Raw genomic sequence first — 16,266 nt, forward strand, 5'->3', positions numbered from 1 at the left:
CGAAGAACCGAGAACTTAGAGCAGCAATGCCTTGAGCGGCGTGATGATCAGGTTGATGACGTAGTAGCCCGCGTCCATGAGCGGGCGCAGCCAGTAGTTGCTGACGACACCGGCAATGACCAGGCCCATCACGATGAAGAAGCCGTAGGGCTCGATGCGCGCCAGAAACTGCTGCGCCGGGCCGTTGGGCAGCAGGCCCGCCAGCACGCGGCCACCGTCGAGCGGGGGCAGCGGGAACAGGTTGAAGGCCCACATCACCAGGTTGACCAAAATGCCGCCGCGCGCCATCTGGATGAAAAAGTTTTCAGTGTCCAGGCCCGCGGCCACCAGCGCCACCAGCACCAGCGCCCACACGATGGCCTGAATGAAGTTGGACACCGGCCCTGCCAGTGCGACCCAGATCATGTCGCGCTTCGGATGGCGCAGCCGCCCGAAGTTCACCGGCACCGGCTTGGCGTAACCGAACAAAAAAGCACCCGAGGTGGCGAAATACAGCATCAGCGGCATCAGGATGGTCCCGATGGGGTCGATGTGCTTCATCGGGTTGAGGGTGACGCGTCCCATGACCTCGGCCGTGTTGTCGCCAAAATAGCGCGCCACATAGCCATGAGCCGCCTCGTGCACGGTGATCGCGAAGATTACCGGCAGTGCGTAGATCAGTACGGTCTGTATCAGATTGGAAATATCCACGGGGCGATTGTGTCAGACGGGGCGTGCGAATCGGTCTGATTTCACAGGCCCAGCACGGCCAGTGCACCGCGTCCCTGGCGCACCACCACAGGGTCGTCGCCAGTGCCCATGGGCGTGAGGTCGACCACCGTGGTCGGCTGCGACGGGCAGGCGCCGGCGTCGATGACGGCACCGATCTGCTTCTCGAAGCGCTCGCGAATGGTTTGCGCGTCGTTCAGCGCCTCGGTCTCGCCAGGCGGAATGAGCGTGGTGGCCAGCAGCGGTGCGCCGTGCAGTGCCAGCAACTCCAGCAGCACCTTGTGGTCGGGCACGCGCAGGCCGATGGTCTTGCGCTGCGGATGGCTCACGCGGCGCGGCACTTCCTTGGTGGCTTCGAGCAAAAAGGTGTACGGCCCGGGCGTGGCCGCCTTCAGCAGGCGGTACTGCTTGTTGTCGACGCGCGCGTAGTTGGCCAGCTCGCTCAGGTCGCGGCACAGCAGCGTGAGGTGGTGCTTGTCGTCGACCTGGCGGATGCGGCGCAGTTGGTCGACCGCGTCCTTGTCGTCGAGGTGGCAGGCCAGGGCGTAGCTGGAGTCGGTGGGCACGGCCACGATCTCTCCGCGCTGCAGCAGCGCCGCGGCCTGCTTGAGCAGGCGCTGCTGCGGGTTCTCGGGGTGGACTTCGAAGTACTGGGCCATGAAAGAGTCTCCTGTTCAGGATTCGGCGGGTTCAATGGGCACGCGGCGCTCTCGCACCGTGAGCCACGCACCGGCCGCGCCGCAGACCGCGATCATCGCCATGCCGATGAGCGAGAAGCGGTCGGGCACATGAGAAAAGATCAGCCAGCCGCCGAGCATGGCGAAGGCGATCTGCGCATAAAGATAAGGGGTGAGCGTGGACGCCGGCGCGCGCTGGTAAGCCAGGATCAGCATGAAGTGTCCCACCGTGCCCATCAACCCCATGAGGCACAACAGCGCCCACCATTCCCACGAGGGCAGGGCGGTCCATGCGAAGGGCACGGCCACCGAGGCAATCAGCGTGCCCACCCAGCCGGTATAGAAGTGCATGGTCAGCGGGTTCTCGGTTTGCGCGAGCTTGCTGGTGAGCACCTGGAACCAGGCGTTGGTCAGCACCAGCCCCAGCGGCAGAAGAATGGCCCAGCTGAACGCGCTGCCGCCCGGGCGCAGGATGACCAGCGTGCCCAGAAAGCCACCCGCCACCAGCGACCAGCGCAACGGAGACACATGCTCCTTCAGCGTGGTGGCCGCCAGCAGCGTGATGACGAGCGGCGCAATCAGCACGATCGACGTGAACTCCGCCAGCGGCATGTAGCGCAGGCTCAGAAACGCGAACAGGCTGGAGGCCAGCAGCAGCGCCCCGCGCAGCAATTGGTAGCGCGGGTGCCGGGTGCGCAGCAGCGCGGTGCCGTGCAGCGGCAGCAGCACCAGCGTGGTGGCCACCGCCTGAAACGCGTAGCGGACCCACACGCCCATGAGGATGGGCACTGCCAGAGTGGAGTATTTGGTGGCGGTGTCCAGCGTGGCGAAGCACCCCACCGCCAGCACCACCAGGCCGATGCCCGCGAGGATGCGTTCGGATTCCTGGCTGCGGCTTTGCTGCTGGGCTGCGCGTGCGCTGGCAAGGGCTGCAGTCGCCGCGCTGTCATGGCCGAACGCAGCAGTCGCTGCGCTGTCATGGCCAAACGCAGCGGTCGCTGCGCTGTCGCTCACGGGCCGCGCACTCTGGCTCACTGCTGGATTCGGTCGCCGAGCAGTTCCCACACGGGAGTGAGCGTGCTGGGCAGCGGCGGCAGCTTGCCCAGGTCGCAGTGGCTTTCGTCGGGGCTGTGGAAATCGCTGCCGCGCGAGGCGGCGAAATCGAATTCGAGTGCCTTGTCGGCGTACTCGACATATTCGGCCGGCGTGTGGCTGCCCGTGACCACTTCGATCGCCTGGCCGCCGTGCGCCTTGAATTCGAGGAATAGCGCGTACTCCTCGTTGGCGGTGAACTTGTAGCGCCCAGGGTGCGCAATGACGGCCATGCCCTTGGCACCGGTGATCCAGCTGACGGCATCCTTCAGCGTGGCCCAGCGGTGCGGCACGTAGCCGGGCTTGCCTTCGGTGAGGAACTTGCGAAACACCTCGGGCGTGTCGCGGCAGTGGCCCTGTTCGACCAGAAAGCGCGCGAAGTGCGTGCGCGAAATGAGCTCGGGGTTGCCCACGAAGCGCAACGCGCCTTCGTAGGCACCGACGATGCCGACCTTGGCCAGCCCCTCGGACATTTCCTGTGCGCGCTTGCCGCGGCCACCGCGTGTGTCGTAGAGGCCCTTGGAGATGGCGGCGTCGTCGGGGTCGAAACCCAGGCCGACGATGTGCACCGTTTCGTTCGCGAAGGTCACCGAAATTTCGGTACCGGTGAGGTAGCGCATGCCGTTGGCACGGGCCGCCTCCGCGGCGCGGTGCTGGCCGCCGATTTCATCGTGGTCGGTGAGGGCCCACAACTCGACCCCGTTGGCGGCCGCGCGCGCGGCCAGTGCTTCGGGCGTCAGCGTGCCGTCGGAGACCACGGAGTGGCAGTGAAGATCGGCATTGAGAATGGTGGACACCCCTGCATTCTATGGGGTCTGGAACATCGGTGCGGGCGCATGGATGCTGTGCAATGCGCTACTAAATAAATAGCATTACTGCACGGCTGCATGCGGCTCAGCGCTTCTTTCGAAAAGCCGCCCAGGCCGCCACGCGGTGAAAGTGGCAACGATGGCCACCACGATCCAGAACCCATGCTTGTGGTCGGCCAGCGGAATGCCGCCCACGTTCATGCCGAACAGGCCGGCCATGATGTTGATCGGCAGCGCCAGCACCGTGACCACCGTCAGCACGAACAGGCTGCGGTTGTTGTCCTCGTTCACGTTGGCGGCAATTTCTTCCTGCAGCAGCTTGATGCGCTCCTGCAGCGCCTGCATGTCGCGCAGCACCACGGAAAACTCTTCGGTCGAGCCGCGCAATTCCTGCGCGTCGGCCTCGGCCATCCAGGTCGGCGGGCCTTGCAGCAGGCGGAACAGCGCCGCGGGCTCGGGCGCCAGCAGCCGCTGCAGCCGCACCAGCAGCCGGCGCAGCACGCCCAGGCGCGCGCGCTTGTGGTCCAGCCGCCCGGCGAGCAGCTCGTCCTCGATGCGGTCGATGCGCGACGTCACGCCGCGCACGATCTTCACCAGCACGTCGGCCTGCGCGCGCAGCAGGTGCTCGAGCAGCTCGGTGCTGGAGCGCGGCGCGTCGCCTGCCTTCACGGCCGTGCGCAGCGCGTCGACCGAGCGCAGCGGCTTGGTGCGCGCCGTGACCACCAGGCGCGGGCCCACGCTGATCCACAGCGTGGAGATGTCCGAGGGCTCGAAGCTGAACTCGAAGTGCACATCGTTGATGACCGCAATCAGCGAGTCGTCCGCGCGCTCGATGCGCGTGGAGGGCAGGCCTTCGTGCAGCGTCTCGTAGAAGGTGTCCGACAGGTTTGCGTGCCGCTGCAGCCAGCGCTCCGCATGCGCGTGGCTCAGGTTGAAGTGCAGCCACACGTAGGCTGGACTGTCTTCGGTGCATTCGGCGTCGCGCTGCTCGGCCAGCCAGACGGCCGCCTGCGCCGAGTCGATGGCCCGAGCGGGCTCGGGCGCCGTGGCGTCGAAGAGGTAGCCGGAAATCAGCCCGGCTTCGTCGCCGCCATAGGACTGGGCGGCGAGATCATGGAATGCCGAAGACAAAGTGCGTGATTCAGAAGAAGCGGGTGAACAGCCAATAGAGCGAGCCCGACAGCAGCATCGCCACCGGCAGCGTCAGCACCCAGGCCAGCGCCAGGTTGCGCAGCGTGGACATCTGCAGCCCCGAGCCGCTGGCCGTCATGGTGCCTGCCACGCCGGAAGACAGCACGTGCGTGGTCGACACCGGCAGGCCGTACATGTCGGCCGCGCCAATGGTGACCATGGCCACCAGCTCGGCCGAGGCACCCTGCGCATAGCTCAGGTGCGTCTTGCCGATCTTCTCGCCCACGGTCACCACGATGCGCTTCCAGCCGATCATCGTGCCCAGGCCCAGCGCAATGGCCACCGCCACCTTCACCCACAGCGGAATGAAACGGGTGGCGCTGTCCAGTTCCTCGCGGAAGGCGTTCACGCGCATCTTGGTCTCGGCGTCGAACTTGGCAGCGCCGCTCTTGTCGAGGTGGCGAATGGCTTCGGAGGCCAGGTACATGTCGTTGCGCACGTTGGCCACGGCCTCGGCCGGTACCGCGGCCAGCGAGCCGTGCTTGCGTACCTGCTCGCCGATGCTGCCGGCGGTGGCGGCCAGCGCGGGCACCACGGCGGGGCTGAACTCGCGGGTGCGCACATAAGTGGAAAGCGTGTCGCGCACGGCAGTCGATTGGGCAGCGGCTTGCGCTGCGGGCTGTGCGGCCGGTTGTGCGGCTTGCTGCGCCGGCAGCGAGGTCGGCACGCTGCGGTTCAGCGCGCTCTGCGCCATCTCTGCAACGGCCACGAACTTGATGGTTTCGTCGGCCGGCATCGCGCGGTTCAGCGCGTAGGCCATCGGCACCGTGCCCACCAGAATCAGCATGATCAGCCCCATGCCCTTCTGGCCGTCATTGGAGCCATGCGCAAAAGACACGCCGGTGCACGTCAGGATGAGCAGACCGCGAATCCACCACGGCGGCGGCTCGCTGCCCTTGGGTTCTTCATACAGCGCGCGGTTCTTCACGAAGGCGCGCAGCACCAGCAGCAGCAGCGCGGCACAGCCGAAACCGACCATGGGCGAGAGCAGCAGCGAATAGCCCACCTTGGTAGCCTGTGCCCAGTCGACACCGCTGGTGCCGTCACGGCCATGCATCAGCGCATTGGCCACGCCCACGCCGATGATCGAGCCGATCAGCGTGTGCGACGACGACGCCGGCAGCCCCAGCCACCACGTGCCCAGATTCCAGATGATGGCCGCGATCAGCAGCGCAAACACCATGGCAAAGCCCGCCCCTGAACCCACCTGCAGAATCAGCTCCACCGGCAGCAGCGCGATGATGCCGAAGGCCACCGCGCCGCTGGACACCAGCACGCCCAGAAAGTTGAAGAAGCCCGACCACACCACCGCGAAGTTGGGCGGCAGCGAGTGGGTATAGATGACAGTGGCCACCGCATTGGCCGTGTCATGGAAGCCGTTGACAAACTCGAACCCCAGCGCAATCAGCAGCGCCACGCCCAGCAGGATGTAGGGCACCCAGGTGGTCACCGGCGCGCCCGACGCGCTCACGTCGCCCACCAGGCTCCATGCGGTGAACAGCAGCCCTGCGGCCAGCAGGCCCACGAAAGTGATCAGCGTGACCGGGCCGGGCTTGGCATCTAGTTTGGGCCGGTGCGCGGCGCCGGGCGCTTTCGGCATCTCGGCTTGGGGGGCGGCGAGGGTGTTCATGGCGGCGGTTTTTTAAGCTGTTGGTATGCCGCGGATGGTGTTCCGGCCATATGACAACTTTGTGTCGGCGCTTGTAAAAGAGCGTTTGTCCGTCACGCCGCGGTCACATGGGCGGGGCAGCATGCTTTTTTCTTCGCCTTCACTCTCGAGCCTTCCATCATGCTGAACAGCGCCCTCCCGGACCACGAAGAACTGATGCAACGCATCGCCCGCGACCTGATCGACAGCTACGACGAAGAGCTCGAGCTGGAAATCGAGGACCGCAACATCGAGGGGCTCGACCCCTCGACCACAGCGGCCACCCTGGCGGGCGAAAAGGCGGCGCGCCAGGCCTACTTCAAGGAACTGTTCCGCCTGCAGGGCGAGCTGGTGAAGCTGCAGGACTGGGTGCAGCACAGCAAGCAGAAGGTGGTCATTCTTTTCGAAGGCCGCGACGCGGCGGGCAAGGGCGGTGTCATCAAGCGCATCACCCAGCGCCTGAACCCGCGCGTGGCCCGCGTGGCCGCGCTGCCGGCGCCCAACGACCGCGAACGCACGCAGTGGTACTTTCAGCGCTACGCAGCGCACCTGCCGGCGGCCGGCGAAATGGTGCTGTTCGACCGCAGTTGGTACAACCGCGCCGGCGTCGAGCGCGTCATGGGTTTTTGCTCCGACGACGAGTACGAGGAGTTCTTTCGCACCGTGCCCGAGTTCGAGAAGATGCTCGTGCGCTCGGGCATCAAGCTCATCAAGTACTGGTTCTCCATCACTGACGACGAGCAGCACATGCGCTTTCTCGGCCGCATCCACGACCCGCTGAAGCAGTGGAAGCTCAGCCCCATGGACCTGGAAAGCCGCCGCCGCTGGGAGGAGTACACCAAGGCGAAAGAAATCATGCTGGAGCGCACCCACATCGCCGAAGCGCCATGGTGGGTGGTGCAGGCCGTCGACAAGAAGAAGGCGCGCCTGAACTGCATCAGCCACTTGCTGGGTCAGTTGCCCTACAACGAGGTGCCGCACCCGACGGTCGAGCTGCCGGAGCGCGAGCGCCATGCCGACTACCTGCGCCAGCCGGTGCCGGCCAACATGGTCGTTCCTGAAATCTACTGAGATCCCGAAGGGCGGCGCGACCGCCGTTTGGCTGGCTGGCGCTTTGCCTTCACACTGCCCGCCATGGCCCGTCGTTCCACCGCTTCCGTCTTCGCCCGCGCGTACCAGCGCAACCTGCGTGCGCTGACCAAGGTCACGCTGAGCAACAGCAAGCGCATTGCGGGGCAGGTGCAGCGCGCAGCCGCCAAGCGGCTGAAGCCGCCGCCCGGCAAGGGCGACTGGCTCAGCGGCATGGCCGTGGGGGCGGGCGGCGCCCGGGGCTACCACCTGTTTCGCCCCGCCGAACTGCAGCTCTCGCCCGGCGAGAAGCTGCCGCTCATGGTCATGCTGCACGGGTGCGGCCAGACCGGGCGCGACTTTGCGGCCAGCACGCGCATGAACGCGTTGGCCGTGCGCCAGCGGTTTCTGGTGCTCTACCCCGAGCAAGACCGGCTCGCCCACCCGCAAGGCTGCTGGAACTGGTACGAGCGCCGCTCCGGCAAGGCCGACGCCGAGGCCGCGACGCTGATGGCCGCGGTCGACCAGGCCTGCATGCTGTACCCCGTGGACCGCGACCGCGTGGCGGTGGCTGGGCTGTCGGCCGGTGCCAGCATGGCGGCGCTGCTGGCCACGCGCTACCCCCATCGTTTTCGTGCCGTCGTCATGCACTCGGGCGTGGCGCCCGGCGCGGCCAAGTCGTCGGCCACGGCGCTGGGTGCGATGCGCGGCAAGAACGTGCCGCCCATGCCCACCACGGCGGTCGGCAAGGCGATGGGCGCCGCGGCCGTCTTCGCCACCTTGCCGCCGATGCTGGTGCTGCACGGCGATGCCGATGCGGTGGTGGCGCCAAGCAATGCCGGCAGCAGCGCGGCTGTGTGGGCCACTGCATTGGGCGCCCGGCCCGGCATGCCGCGCGCCATGCAGCGCGGCAAGCGCCGCGCGATGCAGGTGACCGACTTCAAGCGCAAGGGCCGCACCGTGGTCACGCTGTGCGAGATTGCGGGGCTCGGCCATTCGTGGAGCGGCGGTGCGTCCGCCCTGATGTTCAGCGACCCCACGGGGCCTGATGCCACGCGCATGGCGTGGGCGTTTGCGTCCGCGCAGTTCAAGGTGGTGGCGAAGGACTGAGGCTCAGTCGCTGGCGGGCGCAGCAGGCGCGGCCAGTGCAGACAGTTTCGCGGCCACGCGCTGGCAGGCGGCGATCAAGTCCCGCACGATGCGTTCGTCCACGTTCATGTCGCCTTCGTACTCGCCCAGGTTTCGGATCTCATGGCCTTTGGCCAGCACCCGCCACACCTCCGGTCCCAGCGACAACGTGTGGGGCAGCACCTGAAAGACGATGAAGCGGTTGCTCGAGCGGTAGCCATGCCACCGCAACGCCGCAAGGCACATGGCGTGCGCTGCGTTGTAGGCCAGATCGAAGCGGCTCTCCAAAGAAAGCTGGGTGACTTGTGCGTCCGCCAGCCGGGCCAGGCCGGAGCGCAGCAAGCCCGCGAACTCGCGGGCGTCGGGTGCTTCTGCTGTCAGCGGCCTGGAGGGGCCGCACAGGTTGTCAAGCGGGGAGGGCATCCGCGTTGCCGATCACCCAGAGCTTGGGCTGCGCCATGACGCGGGTGGCGAACGATTCGCCGTCCTTGAGCTTTCGCATCAGTTCCTTCCGTGTGAGCAGGGTCGGGTTCACTGTACGGCCCAGGCGTGCCGACACCGCGTCAAGCGCAAGAAAGAGGTCCGAATACGCAAGTTCGTCACTGACCAGCAACAGGTCGATGTCGCTGGACGCCGTGTCGCTCTTCTTGGCGACCGAGCCGAACACGAAAGCCGCCTCGATCTTGTCGGCCAGGGGTTGCAGCGCTTCATGCAGCGGGCCTGCAAGGCCGAAGGTCTTGCGCACGATGCCGCAGAGCTCTTCGTAGATGGGGGCTTGCGGGTTGGCCTGGTAGTGCTTCTGGTTGCCCAGGCGCGACGTCGTGAGCAGCCCGCTGTCGGTCAGCTGCTGGAGCTCGCGTTGCACCGCGCCCGATCCCGCGCCGGTAAGCTTGATCAATTCGCTGGAGAAGAAGCTTCGATCCGGCTGGCCGAAGAGATAGCCGAGCACGCGCTGCTGTGTGGTCGTGAACAGGGCGTCCGCCAGGCCGGCGGATTTTTCCGGCTTCAGCTTCGGCATTGGCGGTTCTGACTTACCCATTTTGGGCATTCTAATGCCCAAAATGGGCTTTTCAATCTGCCCGCACAGGACCTCCCCATGACCAACGATCTGACTTCGCTCACCCAAGCCCTGCGCGACTTCGCCCAGGCCCGCGACTGGGAGCAGTTCCACTCCCCCAAGAACCTCGCCTCCGCGCTTTCGGTCGAAGCCGCCGAGCTGCTCGAACACTTTCAGTGGCTCACCGAAGCACAGAGCCGTTCGCTGCCGCCCGACAAGCGCGCCGAAATCGGCACCGAGATCGCCGACGTCTTTCTCTACCTGCTGCAGCTGGCCGACAAGCTCGGCATCGACGTGGTCGAGGCGGCGAAGAGCAAGATGGTTCTGAACGCGAAAAAGTATCCCGCTCCAACCTGACGTCGCGCTGCAGTGTTCTTCGGGTATCGAACAACGATCCTTTCCTGATTCGCTGGTCGCTGCCTTCGCAGCCCTCCCTAGCCTGCGTTCTTTCAAAAGAACCATCAGGAGGGAATTCGAATGCAACGTCTTGCAACCCTGGCAGCCGCGCTGCTGATCACCGCGGGCGCGGCCTGCGCCGACGCGCTGCCGACCAACCAACAGCCGATGTACGGCAACCACGAGAAGGCCGCGGCGTTGAAGAGCGCGGACGACGCTTTCGTGGCCGCCATCGAACAGCAGGGGCTCTCCCGCGCTGACGCGTCCAGGCATGCCGTGCGGGCGGGTTGGCGTTATTGGGCGAACAATGACCTGATCACGGCCATGTCGCGCTTCAACCAGGCCTGGCTGCTCGACCCCGAGAACGGCAACGCGTACCACGGCTTCGCGCTGGTCACCGCCACGCGCGGTGGCACGCCGGAAGAGGTGGAGCAGTTTTTTCGCCTCGCCGCGTCCAAGCCGGGTGTTGCCGCCGAAGCGCATGTCGACTACGGCCGCTTCCTGTGGATGCAGAAACGGCTCGATGCCAGCCTGGCGCAGCTGGACACGGCGCTCAAGGTGTCGTTAACCGCGCGCAATGCCCGCTCCCAGATGGCGTTCGTGCACTACCTGAAGCAAGACTTCGCGCCAGCCTGCGTCTGGGCGAAGGGCGCCAGGGCCAACAACGACGAACTGGAGCCGGGCTTCCTCGAAGACATGTGCCAGCGCGCGGGCACGCCCTGAAGTTCCGCTGAATACCTTCCGTGTACGCCACCCGGCGTATTTCACCTTCCTGGTGCATTCCGCAGACTCCTCCTCACGCCAGCCAAACGCTGGCGACCGCGTTCAATCCACCCCGGAGCAGGAGTCCACATGCAACGTCGTTTCACACTCAAGGCGCTGACCGCCGCCGTCGCGCTGGCCAGCATTTCTGCTGCGCCCGCATTTGCCGCAGACACCATCAAGGTCGGCGTGCTGCACTCGCTGTCGGGCACCATGGCCATCTCTGAAACCGTGTTGAAAGACACGGTGCTCATGGCCATCGACGACATCAACAAAAAGGGCGGCGTGCTGGGCAAGCAGCTCGAGCCCGTGATCGTCGATCCGGCCTCCAACTGGCCGCTGTTCGCCGAAAAGACCAAGCAGCTGCTCGGGCAGGACAAGGTCGCGGTGATCTTCGGCTGCTGGACCTCGGTGTCGCGCAAGTCGGTGCTGCCGGTGGTCGAGGAAATGAACGGCCTGCTGTTCTACCCGGTGCAGTACGAAGGCGAAGAGCTCTCCAAGAACGTGTTCTACACGGGCGCCGCACCCAACCAGCAAGCCATTCCGGCCGTCGACTACCTCATGAGCAAGGAAGGCGGCGGCGCCAAGCGCTGGGTGCTGCTGGGCACCGACTACGTGTACCCGCGCACCACCAACAAGATCCTGCGCGCCTACCTGAAGAGCAAGGGCGTGAAGGACACCGACATCGACGAGAAGTACACCCCCTTCGGCCACAGCGACTACCAGACCATCGTTGCCGACATCAAGAAGTTCTCGGCCGGCGGCAAGACCGCCGTGGTGTCGACCATCAACGGCGACTCCAACGTGCCTTTCTACAAGGAGCTGGGCAACGCCGGCCTGAAGGCCAAGGACGTGCCCGTGGTCGCGTTCTCGGTGGGTGAGGAAGAGCTGCGCGGTGTCGACACCAAACCGCTGGTCGGCCACCTGGCCGCATGGAATTACTTCATGAGCCTGAAGAACCCGACCAACACGGCGTTCATCAAGGAGTGGAGCGACTACGCCAAGGCCAAGAAGATTCCGGGCCACATGGACAAGCCGCTCACCAACGACCCGATGGAAGCCACCTGGATCGGCATCCACATGTGGAAGCAGGCCGTGGAGAAGGCCAAGTCGACCGACACCGACAAAGTGATTGCCGCCATGGCCGGCCAGACCTTCACGGCCCCCTCGGGCATCGTGTCGAAGATGGACGAGAAGAACCACCACCTGCACAAGAGCGTGTTCATCGGCGAGATCAAGGCCGACGGTCAGTTCAACGTGGTGTGGAAGACGCCCGGCCCGGTGAAGGCCAAGCCGTGGAGCCCGTACATCGAAGGCAACGACAAGAAGCCGGATTACCCGGCTGGCAAATCGATGTAAGTGTGTTTCTCCCTCCCTCTCTTTCTTGCCCCCTCTCCCCCTGGGGAGAGGGCAGGGGTGAGGGGGCAACGGCGGTCGATCCGGCTTGCCGCGCTTGTTGGACGGCCGCCGGCCCTCACCCCAACCCTCTCCCCCAGGGGAGAGGGGGCAACACCAAACTCACCATGCTTCGACGATCCCTTCACTGCGCCTTCGCCGCCATGCTGCTCATGGCATCGGCCGCCCACGCGCTGACCGCCGACGAAGCCCGGGCCATCGCCTCCGGCGAGTCCGAAGCCCGCATCGCCGCGCTCAACAAGGCCGTGCTCACGGCCGATGACAAGACCGCCGCCTTCATCCAGGCCATGTCCGACGACGCGGTCAAGTACACCGAAGACAAGGTCTTCGTGATGAAGGACGACAAGGGCTTCGACCCCGTGACCGGTGCCCAGGTCAAAGTGCCCGACACCGCGGAAGACGTGGTCAACAACAACCTGATGCGTGGCGCACTCGATGCCGCGCAGGCCGCGCTCAAGCTCACGAGCAAGGACGACGCGGTGCGCGCCGAAGCCGCGCGGGCGCTGTTCAAGGACCCCGACGAATCGCGCATTCCCATGGTCGAGAAGGCGCTGGCCGCCGAGACCAACCCGAAGATCAAGGCACAGCTCGAACTGGTGCGCGCCGCCGGCATGCTCAACAGCGCCGACAAGGCCAAGCGCCTCACCGCCGCCAAGGAGCTGGGCAACAACCGCAACCCCGACACCAAGCTGCTGCTCAACCAGCGCCTGGCCGACGAGACCGAGGCCGACGTCAAGGCCGCCATCGTGGCGTCCGTAGCCAGCATCGACAGTTCGCTGGTGTGGGGCGACCGCATCAACGCCGTGTTCAGCGGCATCAGCCTGGGCTCGGTGCTGCTGCTGGCCGCGCTGGGCCTGGCCATCACCTACGGGCTGATGGGCGTCATCAACATGGCGCACGGCGAGCTGATGATGATCGGTGCCTACGCCACCTACGTGATGCAGGGCATCTTTCAGAAGTACCTGCCCGAGTCGATGTTCGGGTGGTACCTGGTTGCCGCCATTCCCGTGTCGTTTCTGGCGTCGGCATTGGTCGGCGCCATTCTGGAGCGCGGCGTCATCCGCTTTCTTTACGGCCGTCCGCTGGAGACGCTGCTTGCCACCTGGGGCATCAGCCTGATGCTGCAGCAGCTGGTGCGCACGCTGTTCGGCGCGCAGAACGTCGGCGTGGAAAACCCCGGCTGGATGAGCGGCGGCTTCACCATGCTGAGCAACGTCACGCTGCCGTGGAACCGCATCGGCATCATCGTGTTCGCGGTGCTGGTGTTGCTGGCCATGGGCTGGCTCATCGGCCGCACGCGCCTTGGCTTGTTCGTGCGCGGCGTCACGCAGAACCGCCCCATTGCCTCCTGCATGGGCGTGAACACGGCGCGCATCGACACCTACGCCTTCGCGCTCGGCTCCGGCATTGCCGGCCTGGCGGGTTGCGCGCTGAGCCAGATCGGCAATGTGGGCCCCGACCTGGGTCAGAGCTACATCGTCGACAGCTTCATGGTGGTCGTGATGGGCGGCGTGGGCCAGCTCGCGGGCACCGTGTATGCGGCGCTGGGGCTGGGCATTCTCAACAAGTTCATCGAAGGCTGGGCGGGCGCTGTGCTCGCGAAGATTGCGGTGCTCGTTTTCATCATCATCTTCATCCAGAAGCGCCCACAAGGCATCTTCGCGATGAAGGGCCGGAGTGCAGAGGCATGAGCAAGGTCACGCTACCAACCAAGGGGCCGCTGCTGAGCGGCAAGGGCTGGACGGCCTTCTTCGTCGCGCTCATCGTGGTGTGCGCGGTGGCGCCGGTGCTCAACATGTGGGTGCCGGCCGACAGCCCGCTGCACATGAGCGACTACGCGGTGGCGCTGGTCGGCAAGATCATGTGCTACGCCATCTGCGCGCTGGCCATGGACCTGATCTGGGGCTACACCGGCATTCTGTCGCTGGGCCACGGCATGTTCTTTGCGCTGGGCGGCTACATGATGGGCATGTACCTCATGCGCCAGATTGGCCGCGACGGCAACTACAAGAGCGACCTGCCCGACTTCATGGTGTTCCTCGACTGGAAGGAGCTGCCCTGGCACTGGACCTTCAGCGGCAGCTTCGTCATGACGCTGGTGATGATTGTTGCGGTGCCCGGCCTCATTGCCTTCGTGTTCGGCTTCTTCGCCTTCCGCTCGCGCATCAAGGGCGTGTATTTCTCGATCATCACGCAGGCCATGACCTTCGCGGCCATGCTGCTGTTCTTTCGCAACGAGACGGGCTTTGGCGGCAACAACGGCTTCACCGACTTCAAGCGCATTCTGAACATTCCGATTGCCACGCAGGAAATGCGCATGACGCTGTTCGCACTCACCGGCGTCACGCTGCTGGGCTTCTTTCTGTTCGCCAAGTGGCTCATCGGCAGCAAGTTCGGCCGTGTGCTGCAGGCCATTCGCGACGCCGAAACGCGCGTGATGTTCTCGGGCTACAACCCGCTGCCGTACAAGCTCACCATCTGGGTCATCTCCGCCGTGATGTGCGGCGTGGCCGGTGCGCTGTATGTGCCGCAGGTGGGCATCATCAACCCGGGCGAAATGAGCGCGGCCAACTCCATCGAGATCGCCATCTGGGCGGCTGTGGGCGGGCGTGCCACGCTGATCGGGCCGATCATCGGCGCCTTCATCGTCAACGGCGCCAAGAGCTGGCTCACCGTGGCCTACCCCGAGTACTGGCTGTACTTTCTGGGCGCCTTGTTCATTGCTGTCACGCTGTTCCTGCCGAACGGCATCGTGGGTTTGGTGCGCAAATGGGTGGCCAGGGAGAAGGCACCGGTGGTGGGTGCGGCCGCGGCGGTGAGCGACGGGCGCGAAGAAGCCCAGCGCGCCCTGGCCGCCGAGCAGGGCATGGAGCCTGAAACATTGCACGCGCCGCTGGGCGCAGACGTGAAGGGCGCACGCGCATGACCCCCGACCTGATGGAAGCCGGCGCCGAGCGCTCGGCACGTGCCCATGGCATGCCCTACGGCAGCGGCAACACGGAGTCGGGTGGCCGCGCCGCCGGCTTCGGCCGGGTCGCCACGCCGGGCGAGGTGGACGTCACGCACGGGCGCATCCTGTACCTGGAAGACGTGTGCGTGAGCTTCGACGGCTTCAAGGCCATCAACAACCTGTCGCTGGACATCGCACCGGGAGAGCTGCGCTGCATCATCGGCCCGAACGGCGCGGGCAAGACGACCATGATGGACATCATCACCGGCAAGACCCGGCCCGACTCGGGCACCGTGTTCTTCGGCAGCACCATCGACCTGCTGCGCCACCGCGAGGCGGACATCGCGCAGCTGGGCATCGGGCGCAAGTTTCAAAAGCCGACGGTGTTCGAGCACCTCACCGTGTTCGAGAACCTGGAGCTCGCGCTGAAGACCAACAAGGGCGTGCGCGCGTCGATGCTTTTCAGGCTCGACTCCGCGCAGAGCGACCGTTTGGCCGAGGTGCTGGAAACCATTCATCTGGCCGAGAGCGTGTCGCGCCTGGCCGGCAACCTGAGCCACGGGCAGAAGCAGTGGCTCGAGATTGGCATGCTGTTGATGCAGGACCCGAAGCTGCTGCTGCTCGACGAGCCGGTGGCCGGCATGACCGACGAGGAGACGGCCCGCACTGCGGAGCTGTTCCTCACGCTCAAGGGCAAGCATTCGCTGATGGTGGTGGAGCACGACATGAGCTTCATCCGCACCATCTCCGAGATCGTGACTGTGCTGTGCGATGGGTCTGTGCTGGCGCAGGGTACGTTGGACGAAGTGCAGGCTGATGAGCGTGTGATCGAGGTTTATCTTGGGCGCTGAAGTCGTTCGGGTTGCGGCGATGGGGGTTGAGCCCTTGGGCGGCCGACGTCACCGGCCGCTTCGCGGCTCCCCTGCGCTGCTCGCGTCAGGCGGGGTCTCGCCCAAACTCGCTTCGCTCAAACAAGGGCGAGCCCTGATCCGCCTGACGCTGCGCTGCTCGGCGGTGCCTCAACGGCCACCCAAGGGCTCAACCCCCATCGCCGTGGGCAGGGCCGTGGTTGTTCCACCTCTTCGGAGTCCGGTGTCAGGTTTTGCTCCCTCCCCTTCCGGGGGAGGGCTGGGGTGGGGGCAAGCGGCCTTTGAGACGTTCGCTGCCTGTGCAAGCGCCGCGTGCCCCCATCCCAACCTTCCCCCGGGAGGGGAAGGAGCAAGACCTCAAAGAAGTGCGGAGCGCCAGTTCACCCCCGGCGCCCGGTATGCGGCGCGGTGCGGGCGGCCCCTCTGGGCCGCCGAGGAGCGGAGCGTTTCGCGGATCAGGGCTCGCAGCTGTTTGAGCGAAGCGAGTTCTGCGAG

The 16,266-nt window shown here is 65.7% G+C and carries 15 protein-coding genes and 1 pseudogene; 8 read left to right on the plus strand and 8 right to left on the minus strand.

Annotated elements, in window-relative coordinates; translation table 11 throughout:
• Positions 1-15: 15 nt before the first annotated feature.
• The 6 genes and pseudogenes from VLK31_RS17660 to VLK31_RS17685 all read right to left on the minus strand — a co-directional run bounded on the left by VLK31_RS17660 (position 16) and on the right by VLK31_RS17685 (position 6,107).
• Positions 16-690: a site-2 protease family protein gene (locus tag VLK31_RS17660; RefSeq protein WP_409169711.1), complete on the minus strand. Its 675-nt coding sequence runs from the start codon at positions 688-690 to the stop codon at positions 16-18.
• A 41-nt stretch (positions 691-731) separates the two neighbouring features.
• Positions 732-1,367, minus strand: coding sequence for an L-threonylcarbamoyladenylate synthase (locus tag VLK31_RS17665; protein WP_409169712.1), 636 nt, complete (start codon positions 1,365-1,367; stop codon positions 732-734).
• A 15-nt stretch (positions 1,368-1,382) separates the two neighbouring features.
• Complete coding sequence (locus VLK31_RS17670) at positions 1,383-2,399, minus strand: DMT family transporter (RefSeq protein ID WP_409169713.1); 1,017 nt, start codon at positions 2,397-2,399, stop codon at positions 1,383-1,385.
• 17 nt (positions 2,400-2,416) lie between these two features.
• Positions 2,417-3,274 carry a 3',5'-nucleoside bisphosphate phosphatase gene (locus VLK31_RS17675; RefSeq protein WP_409169714.1) on the minus strand — a complete coding sequence of 286 codons (858 nt, stop codon included), beginning with the start codon at positions 3,272-3,274 and terminating at the stop codon, positions 2,417-2,419.
• 97 nt (positions 3,275-3,371) lie between these two features.
• Positions 3,372-4,417 (minus strand): annotated as a pseudogene (locus VLK31_RS17680) (transporter).
• A gap of 10 nt (positions 4,418-4,427) precedes the next feature.
• Positions 4,428-6,107, minus strand: coding sequence for an inorganic phosphate transporter (locus VLK31_RS17685; RefSeq protein WP_409169715.1), 1,680 nt, complete (start codon positions 6,105-6,107; stop codon positions 4,428-4,430).
• Between the two features lie 159 nt (positions 6,108-6,266).
• On the opposite strand from VLK31_RS17685, the gene ppk2 reads away from it, so the two are divergent.
• Together ppk2 and VLK31_RS17695 are read left to right on the plus strand one after the other, a co-directional pair.
• Positions 6,267-7,196, plus strand: a complete 930-nt coding sequence (gene ppk2 / locus VLK31_RS17690; protein ID WP_409169716.1) for a polyphosphate kinase 2 — start codon at positions 6,267-6,269, stop codon at positions 7,194-7,196.
• Positions 7,197-7,259: 63 nt separating this feature from the next.
• Positions 7,260-8,303, plus strand: coding sequence for an alpha/beta hydrolase family esterase (locus VLK31_RS17695; protein WP_409169717.1), 1,044 nt, complete (start codon positions 7,260-7,262; stop codon positions 8,301-8,303).
• A 3-nt stretch (positions 8,304-8,306) separates the two neighbouring features.
• Here the strand turns inward: VLK31_RS17695 and VLK31_RS17700 are convergent, their stop codons facing one another.
• Both VLK31_RS17700 and VLK31_RS17705 read right to left on the minus strand, forming a co-directional pair.
• A complete protein-coding gene (locus VLK31_RS17700) occupies positions 8,307-8,744 on the minus strand; it encodes a hypothetical protein (protein WP_409169718.1) in 438 nt (145 codons plus the stop codon).
• Positions 8,728-9,339 carry a nucleotidyltransferase domain-containing protein gene (locus VLK31_RS17705; RefSeq protein ID WP_409169719.1) on the minus strand — a complete coding sequence of 204 codons (612 nt, stop codon included), beginning with the start codon at positions 9,337-9,339 and terminating at the stop codon, positions 8,728-8,730. Before VLK31_RS17705 ends, VLK31_RS17700 begins: the two co-directional genes overlap by 17 nt.
• 78 nt (positions 9,340-9,417) lie before the next feature.
• Between VLK31_RS17705 and VLK31_RS17710 the strand changes: the two genes are divergently transcribed.
• The 6 genes from VLK31_RS17710 to urtD all read left to right on the plus strand — a co-directional run bounded on the left by VLK31_RS17710 (position 9,418) and on the right by urtD (position 15,753).
• Entirely contained in the window at positions 9,418-9,735 is a 318-nt protein-coding gene (locus tag VLK31_RS17710; RefSeq protein ID WP_409169720.1) for a nucleotide pyrophosphohydrolase, read from the plus strand.
• A 120-nt stretch (positions 9,736-9,855) separates the two neighbouring features.
• Positions 9,856-10,497, plus strand: a complete 642-nt coding sequence (locus VLK31_RS17715; protein WP_409169721.1) for a hypothetical protein — start codon at positions 9,856-9,858, stop codon at positions 10,495-10,497.
• Positions 10,498-10,626: 129 nt separating this feature from the next.
• Positions 10,627-11,895 carry an urea ABC transporter substrate-binding protein gene (gene urtA / locus VLK31_RS17720; protein ID WP_409169722.1) on the plus strand — a complete coding sequence of 423 codons (1,269 nt, stop codon included), beginning with the start codon at positions 10,627-10,629 and terminating at the stop codon, positions 11,893-11,895.
• A 200-nt stretch (positions 11,896-12,095) separates the two neighbouring features.
• The gene (urtB, locus tag VLK31_RS17725) at positions 12,096-13,643 is read left to right on the plus strand and encodes an urea ABC transporter permease subunit UrtB (RefSeq protein ID WP_409169789.1); all 1,548 of its coding nucleotides are present in this window, start codon (positions 12,096-12,098) and stop codon (positions 13,641-13,643) included.
• Positions 13,640-14,878 carry an urea ABC transporter permease subunit UrtC gene (gene urtC, locus VLK31_RS17730; protein WP_409169723.1) on the plus strand — a complete coding sequence of 413 codons (1,239 nt, stop codon included), beginning with the start codon at positions 13,640-13,642 and terminating at the stop codon, positions 14,876-14,878. Before urtB ends, urtC begins: the two co-directional genes overlap by 4 nt.
• The gene (gene urtD, locus VLK31_RS17735; RefSeq protein ID WP_409169724.1) at positions 14,875-15,753 is read left to right on the plus strand and encodes an urea ABC transporter ATP-binding protein UrtD; all 879 of its coding nucleotides are present in this window, start codon (positions 14,875-14,877) and stop codon (positions 15,751-15,753) included. Before urtC ends, urtD begins: the two co-directional genes overlap by 4 nt.
• Positions 15,754-16,266: the final 513 nt, after the last annotated feature.

The organism is Variovorax sp. H27-G14, from assembly GCF_046156345.1.
Taxonomy (GTDB): Bacteria; Pseudomonadota; Gammaproteobacteria; order Burkholderiales; family Burkholderiaceae_C; genus Variovorax.

Bases quoted from the DNA above. Each gene is read 5' to 3' on its own strand.
- VLK31_RS17665 (WP_409169712.1), bottom strand. From the start codon at position 1,367: ATGGCCCAGTACTTCGAAGTCCACCCCGAGAACCCGCAGCAGCGCCTG.
- VLK31_RS17685 (WP_409169715.1), bottom strand. From the start codon at position 6,107: ATGAACACCCTCGCCGCCCCCCAAGCCGAGATGCCGAAAGCGCCCGGC.
- ppk2 (WP_409169716.1), top strand. From the start codon at position 6,267: ATGCTGAACAGCGCCCTCCCGGACCACGAAGAACTGATGCAACGCATC.
- VLK31_RS17695 (WP_409169717.1), top strand. From the start codon at position 7,260: ATGGCCCGTCGTTCCACCGCTTCCGTCTTCGCCCGCGCGTACCAGCGC.
- VLK31_RS17700 (WP_409169718.1), bottom strand. From the start codon at position 8,744: ATGCCCTCCCCGCTTGACAACCTGTGCGGCCCCTCCAGGCCGCTGACA.
- VLK31_RS17705 (WP_409169719.1), bottom strand. From the start codon at position 9,339: ATGCCGAAGCTGAAGCCGGAAAAATCCGCCGGCCTGGCGGACGCCCTG.
- VLK31_RS17710 (WP_409169720.1), top strand. From the start codon at position 9,418: ATGACCAACGATCTGACTTCGCTCACCCAAGCCCTGCGCGACTTCGCC.
- VLK31_RS17715 (WP_409169721.1), top strand. From the start codon at position 9,856: ATGCAACGTCTTGCAACCCTGGCAGCCGCGCTGCTGATCACCGCGGGC.
- urtA (WP_409169722.1), top strand. From the start codon at position 10,627: ATGCAACGTCGTTTCACACTCAAGGCGCTGACCGCCGCCGTCGCGCTG.
- urtB (WP_409169789.1), top strand. From the start codon at position 12,096: ATGCTGCTCATGGCATCGGCCGCCCACGCGCTGACCGCCGACGAAGCC.
- urtC (WP_409169723.1), top strand. From the start codon at position 13,640: ATGAGCAAGGTCACGCTACCAACCAAGGGGCCGCTGCTGAGCGGCAAG.
- urtD (WP_409169724.1), top strand. From the start codon at position 14,875: ATGACCCCCGACCTGATGGAAGCCGGCGCCGAGCGCTCGGCACGTGCC.